Raw genomic sequence first — 13,055 nt, 5'->3', positions numbered from 1 at the left:
TTATGTCTAACTCAAAAAAAAGCGGCGGTATTGAAAAAAAAATCGCACGGTGGGGTGTTATTTTTGTTATTCCCGCAGTGTTGTTTTTTACTGTATTCAGTTTTTATCCCATTATAAATGCATTCATCGAAAGCTTTTTCGATAAGCGCGTTCTCAGTAATATTCCCCCTAAGTTTGTAGGGCTGCAAAATTATTTCTATATTTTTGACGCTTCCCGATACGATAATCCGATGTCATTCTTAAATTCGCTGCGTGCAACGGTCGTGTTTACGCTCGGAACATTTATACCGCTTGTGATATTAAGTCTCTTGTTTGCGGTGCTTATCAGCTCATTGCAGCGAAACAGTTTAAAAAAAGTTTTTCAGATAGCGTATTACACGCCTGCTATTCTATCGTCTGTTGTTGCTGCGGCGATTTGGCTGCTTATTTTTGATCCTCGCGGACTGGGAAATTACTGGATTAATAAACTTCTTTCCACGCCCGGTGTTGACCATCAATGGTTGCTAAACAGTACGATGCTTCAACTTTCTACAATGATTGTATATTTTTGGAAATATATCGGATACTTTGTTATTCTTTTTATTACCGGTCTTTCGACCATTCCTCCGGTGGTGTACGAAGCGGCTTTAATCGACGGTGCAAATAGATTCCAAGTCTTTTGGTCGATTACGCTGCCGCTCCTGAAACCGACGGTTGTATTGGTTTCAATTATGGCGATGCTGCAGTGTTTAAAAACGTTCAGCACCCAATATCTCTTTACTCAGAATGGAGCGTCGCTCGGGCCGATTAACGTTATCACGTTGAATATCTATCAGACCGGTATTAAGCTGCAGCGGATCGGCCGTGCAAGCGCGATGAGTATCGTATTATTTTTAATGATGCTCCTTTTAACATGGCTGCAATTCCGCTCGTCAAAACCCGACGAGACGGATTATTAAAAGAGTGCCGTAAGACGCATAGGAGTTAAATATGAAACAATCTATGACGACGGGAGCGCTTTCGGTTATTAAACTGGTATTATTGCTGGCGCTTGCTGCCTTTACTGTGATGCCGCTCATTTTTATGTTGACCGCTTCATTTATGTCGGGAAAAGAGATTATGCAGATGCCGTATAAATGGATTCCCGAAAGCTGGCAGTACGTCAACTTTATAACGGCAATGAAAGGCAACGACGGCAATTACATTTACGTTCGGAATATTATCAACTCGTTTATCGTGGCAATTAGCGTGTCATTTACCACGGTTCTCCTCGCATCCATCACCGGTTACGGACTGGCTAAATTTAGATTCCGCGGACGAAACCTCATCTTTATGCTGATTATGGCAACCATGATGATTCCGTTTGAAGCTATTATGATACCGCTGTACATGATCGCGACGAAGCTGCATATCCAAAATACATACACGGGGCTGATACTGCCCTTTATGGTGAGCGCATTCGGTATTTTTATGATGCGCCAATACCTTATCACCTTCCCGAATGAGTTTTTGGATGCAGCACGTGTGGATGGTATGCATGAGTTTTCCATCTATTCGCATATCGTACTGCCGAACTGTAAACCCGTTATCGCAACGCTCGCGATCCTTTCGTTTAGGACGCAGTGGGATAACCTGCTGTGGCCGCTGCTGGTTTCCCAGTCCGATACGATGAAAACCATTCCGCAGTACATCACCTCATTTACAGCCGAACGGAGCACCGACGAAGGTGCAATGATGGCCGCCGCCGTTATTGCCAGCATCCCGATGATGTTGATCTTCTTCGGACTTTCCAAATATTTTATTGGGGGGTCGGTTGTATACGAATCCCGCAAAGGCTAACCACCTTTTGAAATATACGGCACATCTGCGTTGTCGCTACGCCGAAATAAATGCTCAACGTACAGCAAGTACGCCTCCGCTTTATTTCGGCTAGGCTCCTAACATCTGTACCGTCTATTTCAAAAGGCTTACGGAAAGGGTGCAGCTACTGTGTCGCATTGCCAAAAGCGTACATCCTTGTACGCTTTTGGCAGCGAGTTTCGGGCGATGCCGAAACATCGCTTCTGTTTAAACCAGCGGCATCCTTGCCAATGTTTAAGCGGCATTGCCGCTTAAACTTGCAAGTTTTGGCTGGCCAAAACGTTGCTGCTGAAAATCCTCAACGTATCATTTCCGATAAAGATGGCGGTGGTTCCACACAGCAGCAAGTTTTTCGTGAGAAAAACTTGTCGTTGAACGGCGTACATGAATGTACACTGTTCAACAGGCTATTTCCGCTTTTTATAGGCGGAGGCAGAGCTTGCACTGACGGGATGTTTCTTTCTCGTGTCTTTGTCGCGGAAAAAGGCTTCGCGCCGGTTCCCTTCACGCAGCTTTCGTGAAGGGCTTTTTTTTGCATAACCGGCTGTATGAGGACTCTTTTCGTTTACGCTATCCGATTTTGTGTCGATGTGGATATGCGGCATATTGTTTTTTTTCTTTGAAAGCCTCAATGCCTCGTGAGCGGCGTCGGCCGGTAAATCTGCGAGCGAAAAACGGTCGAATAATTCGATACGATCAACCGCGTGTTCGGGAATGGAAAGCAACGTACTGAAAAACTGTGCGAGGCTCCGCTTGCTTGTCCCGTCCTTCCTGCCTAATCCGATATAGAGCCGGACGGTATTCCCGCCGGAGGATTTTCCGCGCTTGTCTTCCGTGCGGGGGACTTTGATATTTCTGTAATGGGATGCCGACAGTACCGAACCGTAATGCAGCTGCAGCACGGCGGCAAGCACTTCGACACTGTCAATATTTATGATACTGCTTTCGGTATTCTCGGCGTAGGATACGGTGGCGGTTTCTTCAGTGGCGGTGAGGCTTGCTTTATTTCCGGCTAAGAGTTCTCGGGCGAGTTCGATAAAGGGCTTGTTGACCGTATGCTCGGCTCGGATGGTGTCCAGCTGACGCCGCAGATCGGAAAAGAGCCGCTCTTGTTTTTGCGCGAGGACTTTCTCTATAGAAGGGATTTTTCCTTCCTGCAGCTCGCCTCGTGCATGGCGGCGCAAATAGTCGATCCTGCGCCGCTCATTCGGGCGGATAAAGCTTACCGCCGTCCCTTTTGCCCCCGCCCGTCCGGTTCTGCCGATACGGTGGGTGTACGTGGGGCCATCATACGGAATGGAATAGTTGACAACGTGCGTAATCCCTTCGATATCGATACCGCGGGCGGCAACATCGGTTGCAACGAGAATGCGGGTTTTCCCCGCCCGAAAACGGCTCAAGATTTTTTCGCGCTGTCCCTGCGGGATATCTCCATGCAAAGCGGCGGCTTCGTAATGCCGTTCGTCAAGTTCTTTCGCAACCGCATCGGCGTCAACCTTGGTTTGGCAAAAGACCAGCCCGTAAAAGTTTTCGGCGGTGTCGATCAGGCGAACTAAGGCTTCGCTTTTATCTTCTTCCCTCACCATCCAAAAAAACTGTTCGGTAAGCGGCAGCGGTTCTTCCGACGCCTCTTCTTCTACAATTTCATATTCGCCCATAAAGTCGGCAGCAATTTTCAAAATCTGCTTGGGCATCGTTGCCGAGAACATCAGTACTCGAGAATCGGGATTTGCCTTTTTGAATATCGTTTCGATATCTTCGATAAAGCCCATGTTCAGCATTTCGTCAGCTTCATCTAAAATAAAATATTCGATACTGTCCAAATTCAGCGAGCCGCGCTCCAAATGATCGATAACACGGCCGGGGGTTCCGGCAACAATTTCGCATCCGCGCTTTAAGTTTCGTAATTGTTCGACAATCGATGCGCCGCCGTATACGGTCGTGATACGGGGATGGGTTCCTTCCTTAAACGATTCTATTTCCGAAGCGACTTGCAGCGCAAGTTCGCGAGTAGGCACCAATACCAACGCACGTGGTTTTTCCCGCGGTTCCCTCAATTCCTGTACAAGCGGCAATCCGTAGGCGGCTGTCTTACCGGTACCTGTTCTCGCCTTTGCAATAACGTTCGCATCACCGTTTAAGAGGCGCGGAATTGCCAACACCTGAATGGGCGTCGGCTCTTCAAATCCTTTTGCCGCTACCGCATTCAACACGGACTCATCGAGTCCTAAATCTCTAAAAGATATATCCATAATCGGTGCGAGTATATCAGATACGACGATAAGTTCATAGCCTACTTTACAAAAGAAACTTAATATGCTACAGTACTCCCTCGAAAGCCGGCGTGGTGAAATTGGTATACACGATAGACTCAAAATCTATTGGGGGCAACTCCGTAAGGGTTCAAGTCCCTTCGCCGGCATGTTCTTCAACCCAGCCGCCGTTAACCCACCGGTCTTCAATCTATCAAAACTACTAAAAATGAAATATGGAACGAAAAGACGCAGGACTTGCATTTTTATTGCAATACGAAAATGTCGCATGGTATGAAAAAGGACGTGTCAGAATCCTTGACCGGCGCATTTATCCCCAAAAAATAACATACGTTGAATGTTCTTCGTGGCAGGAAGTCCGGCAGGCGATTGCCGATATGGTAACCCAGAGCGCCGGGCCGTATACGGCTGCCGCTATGGGAATGGCGCTTGCCGCATATCAAGTACGGAATGAGGGGGCAGAGAAGCAGCGGCGCTTTCTTGAAGAGGCAGCGCAGGGGTTGGCTCATGCGCGCCCGACGACGGCAAACAGAATGGGACTGATTACTACCGGCTGCCTCACTACGGCTGAAAATGCCTTGAACGCGGGGCAAGATGTAGTAACCGCCCTTTTTAACGCTGCAATAGATTCGCTGAATCGGCGCTACGGTATAATGGAAAAGGTTGGAGGCTATCTTGCAGAGCTTTTTCCGCAAGGAGGCGGCGTTCTTACCCAGTGTTTTGGGGAAACGATTGTCGGGATGATGCTGAAGGCTGCCCGTGCGAGCAATAATCCCGTGAGAATAATCTGTGCCGAAACGAGGCCGTTCCTGCAAGGCGCCCGCTTAACTGCAAGCTGTGCCGCCGATATGGGCTTCGATACCACCGTTATTACCGATAATATGGTTGCCTATATGATGCAGCAAGGGCAAGTCGATCTTTTTACCTCAGCGGCGGATACTATTACGCGGGACGGTCATATCGCAAATAAAATCGGCACGTTTCAGATAGCCCTGCTTGCAGAGCAGTTCGATATACCGTACTATGTAACCGGCATACCGGATGCGGATAAAAAAACTGCCGCTGATATCCGCATCGAGCAGCGCAATCCTGAAGAAACGCTTTCGTGCCATGGAGTGCGGCATACGCATCCTGCGGTAAAAGGTATTTATCCCTCGTTCGATATTACCCCACCTCAGCTTATCCGTGGGGTCGTAACCGATAAGGGAATATACCGCGCCCAAGAGCTCGGTGCGTATTTCGATACGCCGCAGGAGCGGTTCTATTAGATTGTTACGAGATTGCTAGGTTATTACTATGGATATACAAAAAGTTCCTTATACCCGTATTATTACTCCGGCTCCACGCCGTCCCATCGAAAATGCAGTACCGTTGTATGGGTCGTATTCGGGGATGTTTCATACCTTTGACATACGGGGCGTTAAAAAACCGTTCGGAGATTTACCGATTCCTTCGTTCATTACGGATACCCGTATAACCGACACACTGAGGCTCCTCTTTTGCGATGATACTCTTATCGGTGAAATCGAATTTTTTTACGGCGGATATTTTGCTTTTATGGAAACAACACTGTGGAACCGGCAAACGAACCGCTTGCTTGCCTACCGGCAGCTTTTGCCGCTCGGTTTTGTGCATCTACCTAAGTACATTGCGTACAGTGTTGCAACCTGCCGCGTTAAACGGCGGTATATCCGTATTTTTTCCCGCCTTTCCAAAGGGATGCTCTATGCCGATTTTGATTTTCTTGCTGCCAACGACCGTCCGTCATGCGAGGGGCGACTTGATTTTGATTCACGTTCGCCGCAATGCACCGACTATTCCGCCGTTATCCCTTCTTTTGTGAACCGCCGGTGCCAAGCCGTGTATTTCCGCTCATTTGCCGTAAACGGGTGGGTTACGTTCGGGCACAATCAAGATATACAATTGAATAAAGCAAATGCAGTCGGCTTTTTGGATTTTCGAAAAACATATACGACACTGCGTACAAAGCGGAGTGTGGTTATCGGACTAGGCGTTATTGATGGCACCCAAGTTTCTTTCCATTTAAGTAATTCCATCGCTCCCGACAGCTACAGCTATAATGACAATATTTTGTTTTATGGTGGAAAACGTATTCCGTTGCCGCCGGTACGTATTACATATCCGTTCGGTTCTTCCAAGGAATGGATTATCCAAGATACCGAGAGCATGGTTGATTTAACCTTTACCCCCAGTGCAATCTCCCAGCGGAACCTGAATATCCTTGTCTGGCAGCGGGATTATAAGACTATTTGCGGTACTTTTGAAGGTTCTTTTTTAATTGAGGACGGCGTAGTGCTCAAATTAAAAGGCTTCCCAGGCATCGCAAAAAAAGTTAGGATGAGAATGTAAAGGGCATCGGCAGGTGTCTACCGCAGCTTTTCTCCTTTAGTTTTGTGCTTAACTCTGTACTTCCGGAAAACGATAGATAAAATCGGCAATGGGCTCCAGTCCGTTTTGAATATGCATCGTATCGATTTTTTGTTCTATAGAGCTCAATACGGAATCATCGGCGATTATCTCTTTTACTTTTTTTATTATCTTCCGTGGTTTTGGAATATACCAACCGAGGTTGTTGTTAACAACATAGAGCATATTCCCGAATTCTTGTCCACGCACATAGCTTGCAAGGATTAACGGCTTACCGGCAGACAGGGTTTCCATAACGGTAGCAGGTCCGCCTTTGGTGATCACACAATCGGACACATTGATTAAATCGGGCATAAACGAAACAAAACCGAATACCTGAATATTGGAAATATTCGTGGTTTTAAGGAGAATTTCCAGTTGTGTTTTTAACACTTTATTCTTGCCGCAGATAACGATTAAATGAGCAGGACAGCGCTGAAAAATAAAAGCGTTGACAATAGCAAGCGTCGATTTTAAGCCTTCTCCGCCGCCGACAACCAGTATGATTTTCTTATCAAGCGGAATGCCGTGTTTTTTCTTAGCAGTAATTTTTTCGTCGGGGGTATACCGCCGGTCAAAATTCCGTGAAAGCATAATAGGAAATTGATGAACCTGTTCCGGCTTAAAGCCGCAGTGCGAGATCGCTTCTTTTTGCAGCTTCCGAGAAAAGACAATAAGCTCGGTATCTTTTACATAAAACCAGGACGGATGTGCGGTGAACGGATCCATCACAATGGAAATAAGCGGGATGTTAGGGTTTACTCTATCGATAGCAATCCGTGCCAGCGGAATAAGTATTTCGTGTAGACAAACCAATTTAGTTATTTTTTCAGCTTTAAGAAATGTTACCAGATTTTTTACAATAAACGGACGTAACAGCCATGCACAAAAGGTTAAAACGGTTTTCGATTTTGTTAACTGATAGAACGCAACGTAACCGGGTTCAAAGTAGTTTGAAGTTGCAAGATATCCTTTTTCAAAAAAAATGCGCGCAACCCAATTGGTGCTTTTGAAGCCATTTTGCGGTATATATTCGGCATTATCCGGATATTTTTCTTTTAAGAATGACACTAAAGCATTGGCGCCGGAAATATGCCCGCCGCCTGTCTTTAGATATAAAAAGCCGATACGTTGTTTCATTAAGAACACTATATCAAAAAGAGGTTGTAAGCGTAAAGACGATGGTATTGAAACGTTGTAACCAAGTTTTTCCGCTGCTGCCATGAATTGGAGCATTTGACAATAGGTGGGTGGCTTGACAAACAATATCGTTGCCGATAGCATAAATAAGTCTTTTTAATAGTATTTGAAGATACCTGGTGGTATCTAAAAATGGGGAGAAAATATGCATTTACATAAAAAAATATTGGCGGTGGTACTGTTTGCTGTCGCTGCCGTCCATTTATATGCTTTTGATTCCGGCTTTACGTTGGGAGTAAAGGCGAATTTGACCGGCTCACTGACACGTCCGAAGATTAATAAAGAGGATAGGGATTACTTAGGTGCCGACAAAATGGAAGGATCGCTCGGCTATATAACCGTCGGAGAAGCAGATCTAACCTATATTTTCGATTCAATAAAATACTTCCGCTTACAAGATAATAGTATATTTGGCGGACTGGGCTGGAGCTTCGCGCTCGGCCTGGGGCAGGGCTTTACCGGACAGATTTCGGGACAGGCTGATGCAGGTATCGGGGTGCCAGTTAATGTCTATTGCCGTATACACATGACTCCTGTGTTAACGCTTACAACGGGTGTCCGCTCATATTTTTTAGGTAACCGTATCGCAGTCGGTCTTAACACCGGTATACGGATGCCGATGGATCCTCAACCGATATATGAACTTTACAGCAATTTAACGCCGGAACAGATTGAAGCATTAAAAACAGCTACCGGCGGAAAGGTTGATTTTTCTCCCGAAACAGGAACGCTGTTAATTACTCCGGAACAAATAAAAAAAATAAACCCTATCGGTTTTACTTTTAAGGGCTACTTTGAATATAACCAGCCGTTCCTGTCCCGAATGGAGATTTTGTTTGGAGCGTTCTTATCATATACGGTGTATAGACCGAAATATATAACAATGCCGCAAAAAGTTATTACTGCGGCTCAAGCCGGAGGGGCAGCCAAAAATCCTCCTATTAATGTTGATGTGCTTAATCACCCGCTTAATTCGTATTATTTAAATTCGCTCGATTTTGGTCTCACAATCGGGTTAACCTTTAAGGTCTAAGGAGGTACATTTATGTATTTGCCTAAAAAGATTATAAATACAATTACTGTAATGCTTTGTACCGCTTCTGCGGTGTTGATGTTTTCGACATGTAAACCGTCGATAGGAACCCCATGGTACCCGCGGTCGGCAGGTTCGGATAAAATGCCGCTGTATGTAGGCGAGATAACGGTGGCAGATACCCATGTAGAAAAAAGCGCTGATGCACCCAATTTTAATGCTTCTGCGGAATATACCGTTCCGGTATCCGGTAAATTAGATTCCGTTAATGTTGCACATATTAAGGTAAAGCTCTATTCCGATGCCAAGTTAGAAAAAGAATTGACGCTTGATAAAGATTTTACCCTTGAGCTTGCCGGAGGTTCCATTCCTCTGGTAACGAATACTCCTGTTCCGGTGCTGCTGCGTATTAAGCCTACGGCTTCACAGTATGGTATTATAGAAAAAACAATAAAGATAACACGGCAGCCTAAGGATACCGTATACCTTGGTAATTTGACAGTATATGGTATTTCGGCAACTCCGCCATCGGCTGACGGCAGTTCTTACTATACGGTTACCGTACCGAGCGAAATTAACAAAATAACAAAAAATGAGATTGGCGTAAGTCTTTTTTCGGATGCGCAAAAGAAAAATGAAATAGATAATAACAGTGTTACTATTACCGTTACCGGCGGTTCCGTACAGCTAGCCGCCGAGGTGCCAATTGCCGTTACAGTAACGATTACCCCGCCCGATCTTTATGACAGTGTACAAACAACTGTTATGGTAACACGCGAAAAGGTTCAGGAAAAACCTTTGAGTGAATTGGTATTGGTAAAAGAACTGGCGGTATTCGGAACTCCTGTTGTACCCGATAATAATGGGACATATACTCTTTCCGTTGCGAACGATACAAAACGAGTAACACAGCGGGATATTACCGTAAGTCTGGTAAAAAACGATGAAGCCCAAACGCCGGTTGTAGGTAGAGTAAGGTTACTATCCGGCAGTTCGGTTCCGTTAGCTGCAGGGACAGAGGCCTACCTCGCTGTTGAAATTACAGTGCAGGAGCCTTCCGGCCAATTTATAAAGATTGTAAAAATCACACGTGAAAAGAAAGCTGCTGATCCTTCCAATCCGGGCGATCCGTCCAATCCTAATGATCCTGATGACGGAGAAGATTGGGGAAGTGGTGGGGAAAGTGATGAGGACAATAACGATCTCCCTGGAACTGTGCCTCCTTCTATTCCCGAATTTAATGAAAATAAACCCAATTCAAACCCGAAAGATCCAGAAGGTCGATTGAAATGGGTTAAGAAAACTTTTGATCCGAATGAAGATCCGTTTACCAAATATACGGCAGATTCCAACGGCTTTTCTGCTACCCAATTTGATAGTTGGGTTGTGTATATCAGCGATTTTAATAACGACACAAACGTTCCTACCTATAGATTTAAACCCGGTGTATGGACGGGAACACCTGAAAGCTATGATGGACCGAATTTCGGCTCCAGTCTTAAAACTTCAAAAAATGTAAAGTTTTATCGTTATAGAACGCGAAAAGATCGTTGGGCACAACATGGGGGGTTCGTTCCTGCCCATGATCCAAACGATGAGCGGTTTTATTTTTATCGATTTACTTCACTTTCAGGTCCTGCAATTGGTGCTCAAAGTCTTGACAATTCAATGTTTGCGATGGATACTTATTCCAAATTCATCTTCTACTATAGCGAACCCAGTTATCTAAAAAATTTGTTTGGAAATAAAGTTCCTCAAAACTGGATGGACTATAATGCCCCTGCTTCAGGAGAACATCAGCTGTTTAATGAACCGTTTTATATGAGTGACCCTATAGGGTATGTTAACGCTGACGGAACAGTTGTTCTGTATTCTTGGGTTAAACAGTATATTGCAAATGATAAGTATCATGCCCCTAAAAATGGAAGTTTTACACAACCGGCAGAACCTAATGAAGGAAAACCGGGCTATTCGCCTTACCGGAAAACTCAACTGCCGTTACAGACCAAGTGGGTAGAAAATCCTGATTATACGGCAGCGGCTGTAACGATTAAGGAGCAGCCTAAATCGCAGTCTGTTATGCAGGGGGCTCGTGATTGGTTTGTACAGGTTATACCGAATGCAACGCCGTCAGACGAAAACTTGAGCTACCAATGGTACGAAAATGCTTCGAACTCTAATACTGGTGGTACACCGGTTTCAACCGGTATGGGAAATACGGCGTCTGCATTTTATTTCCCGACCGGTACAGAAGGAGTAAAATACTATTACTGCAAGGTAACCAATACAAACCCCAAAAACAATAAGACCGCCGAAGTAGTAAGTGATGCTGTTAAGGTTGAAGTAAAAAAAGGTACAGCCGTTATTCACTTCCGTCATACTCCCGATAAGGGTGGCACGCTTGCCGCTGTAATAGACGGACAGCCGGTACAAGATGGAGCAACGGTTGATCGTGGTTCCGTTATTACCTTAACCGCAAGTCCTGCTGCCGGTTTTGTTGTCGGCAGTTGGGTAGGTGCTGTACAGAAAGATGCCGGTATCCCACTCGTTGCCGAATATACCGTAACTCAGAATGCAACTATAGGTGTGCAATTTAAATCGAACTCTGCACCTCCTGCTGAAAAAGTAAAGTTGTATTTCTTTACCGGCGATTCTAACGGAACTCTAAAAGCAGTGGCAAGAGTAGAGAACCAAGATGTTGAACTGCAAAACGGCACGGAGCTTGATAAAGGCACTATCGTTACCTTTACCGCCGACCCCAAGCCTTTGTATGAAGTTGACTCATGGACAGTCGGAGAGTCCTCCAATAAAACAATAACAGTAACGCTAAAGGAAAAAAAGACCACGGTATGTGTATTCTTTAAGTTGAAACAGTTTAAGGTAACATTTGCGCCGGAACCGGTAGAAGGAGGTTCGGTTACCGCTTTTATAGATGAAAAGCCGCATGAAAACAATACTGAAGTGGAAGTGGGCAAAAACGTAACCTTTAAAGCGAAAGCAGAGCCCGGCTATTACCTCGATCATTGGGAAGGCTGGGATGAAGCTTCCGACAAAGGTGAAGCTTCTGAGGTGCAGGTACAGGTGAAAAATCCCCTTTCTGTTACAGCTGTCTTTAAAAAGCTCTATCCCGTTACCTTTGCTTCCACTGACGAAAATAAAGGTACCGTTACCGCAACCGTTAATGGAGAATCTATTGAGAGCGGAGCAAACGTTCGAGAGGGGCAAACCGTTACCTTTAAAGCAACGCCGAAAAATGGAGCATTCATTATTGATCAGTGGAACGATATTGACGCCCAAGCTTCCGATACAGAAAAAACGGTAGTTGTTGATCGCGTATTTAATGTTACAGCCTCCTTTAAGCATAAGCCTAATATGCAGTTAACTGTAACTCCAAAAATACAGAATGTAGATTTACAGTCGTGGAGTACAGCAGACGGAGCTCACTTTAGTCCTAAATATCTGGATGGTGTCCATTTAGCACATAATCTTTCCGTATCGATACAAGGCGGCGGTAACGATAAGACAGAAAAATGGGAATACAGTTTTCCTTACGAAAAGAAATCGTGGGCTAACGGAAATAAAGGCGATTATGTACAAGAAGTTGATTTGATTACTGTAGGTAAAAACAAAGAGAAGGGATCCGCATTGGTGGATATTGGGTATACCTCATTTCCCAATTTAAAAGTAGGATTTACGAATTATCTAGTTAAATCTAATCGGCATGACTATTGGCGTACTGAATATGTGCGGTATGCTCTGGGAATTGGCCCCGATCTATATAGGAAACAATGTTTAGATAACAATAGTGTATTTGCGTTGAAATACAATGAAGGCGAAGGGGAATGGACGATCAATAAAAACGCTGTCCATATTAACCAAGTTGATAAGGATAATGATGGTATTACCGATGATGTTCCCCAGCTTCCACGTCCGAACGGCTATGATGGTATGGATCCTAACTATAAAACCATATCGTTTAAAAACGTAACTATCACCTATGACGAAAACTTTACCCTTGCCGGTGGCGAGGAAAAAGACTTCGTTATTACGTACAAGGTAGATAACCATGATGGAACCCGCTCGAAAGGAACCATAAAGGTAATCTATACGATAGGGTGGAAGTAGTTACTAAGCAATAATTTTGAATGAAAGGAAAGCCGTTTTATGTTGGAGAAATCCTGCGTAAGACGGCTTTTTTTTATGGGTAGGGCGTGATTTGCTCCTTTACTAAGGTTTTGGCAGCGGGGTAGAACGAACCGGTTTGGCGGTTGTACCGCATCCGT

The 13,055-nt window shown here is 44.9% G+C and carries 8 protein-coding genes and 1 tRNA gene; 7 read left to right on the top strand and 2 right to left on the bottom strand.

What is annotated here, in order from left to right; all coding sequences use genetic code 11:
* The first annotated feature begins 2 nt into the window (after positions 1 to 2).
* Positions 3 to 938: a carbohydrate ABC transporter permease gene (locus tag E4N65_RS10580; protein WP_044014777.1), complete on the top strand. Its 936-nt coding sequence runs from the start codon at positions 3 to 5 to the stop codon at positions 936 to 938.
* Positions 939 to 969: 31 nt separating this feature from the next.
* On the top strand, positions 970 to 1,818 hold the full coding sequence (locus tag E4N65_RS10575) for a carbohydrate ABC transporter permease (protein WP_044014780.1): 849 nt from the start codon (positions 970 to 972) through the stop codon (positions 1,816 to 1,818).
* Positions 1,819 to 2,246: 428 nt separating this feature from the next.
* Here the strand turns inward: E4N65_RS10575 and E4N65_RS10570 are convergent, their stop codons facing one another.
* The gene (locus E4N65_RS10570; protein WP_044014782.1) at positions 2,247 to 4,091 is read right to left on the bottom strand and encodes a DEAD/DEAH box helicase; all 1,845 of its coding nucleotides are present in this window, start codon (positions 4,089 to 4,091) and stop codon (positions 2,247 to 2,249) included.
* An 86-nt stretch (positions 4,092 to 4,177) separates the two neighbouring features.
* Here E4N65_RS10570 and E4N65_RS10565 point away from each other — a divergent pair.
* From E4N65_RS10565 to E4N65_RS10555, 3 genes are all read left to right on the top strand, one after another.
* Positions 4,178 to 4,261, top strand: a tRNA-Leu gene (locus tag E4N65_RS10565).
* A 66-nt stretch (positions 4,262 to 4,327) separates the two neighbouring features.
* A complete protein-coding gene (locus tag E4N65_RS10560; RefSeq protein WP_044014784.1) occupies positions 4,328 to 5,380 on the top strand; it encodes a s-methyl-5-thioribose-1-phosphate isomerase in 1,053 nt (350 codons plus the stop codon).
* 28 nt (positions 5,381 to 5,408) lie between these two features.
* Positions 5,409 to 6,482 (top strand): DUF2804 family protein, encoded by a 1,074-nt coding sequence (locus E4N65_RS10555; protein ID WP_044014786.1) that lies wholly within the window; start codon positions 5,409 to 5,411, stop codon positions 6,480 to 6,482.
* A 48-nt stretch (positions 6,483 to 6,530) separates the two neighbouring features.
* Here the strand turns inward: E4N65_RS10555 and E4N65_RS10550 are convergent, their stop codons facing one another.
* On the bottom strand, positions 6,531 to 7,679 hold the full coding sequence (locus E4N65_RS10550) for a glycosyltransferase (protein WP_044014788.1): 1,149 nt from the start codon (positions 7,677 to 7,679) through the stop codon (positions 6,531 to 6,533).
* A 205-nt stretch (positions 7,680 to 7,884) separates the two neighbouring features.
* Between E4N65_RS10550 and E4N65_RS10545 the strand changes: the two genes are divergently transcribed.
* Positions 7,885 to 8,772, top strand: a complete 888-nt coding sequence (locus E4N65_RS10545) for a hypothetical protein (protein ID WP_253673189.1) — start codon at positions 7,885 to 7,887, stop codon at positions 8,770 to 8,772.
* Positions 8,773 to 8,784: 12 nt separating this feature from the next.
* The gene (locus tag E4N65_RS10540; RefSeq protein WP_253673188.1) at positions 8,785 to 12,897 is read left to right on the top strand and encodes an InlB B-repeat-containing protein; all 4,113 of its coding nucleotides are present in this window, start codon (positions 8,785 to 8,787) and stop codon (positions 12,895 to 12,897) included.
* Positions 12,898 to 13,055 lie beyond the last annotated feature (158 nt).

It is taken from the genome of Treponema sp. OMZ 855 (assembly GCF_024181145.1).
Lineage (GTDB): Bacteria > Spirochaetota > Spirochaetia > Treponematales > Treponemataceae > Treponema.
Note: the sequence above shows the minus strand (reverse complement) of the source record. Positions and strands in the feature narration are given on the sequence as shown.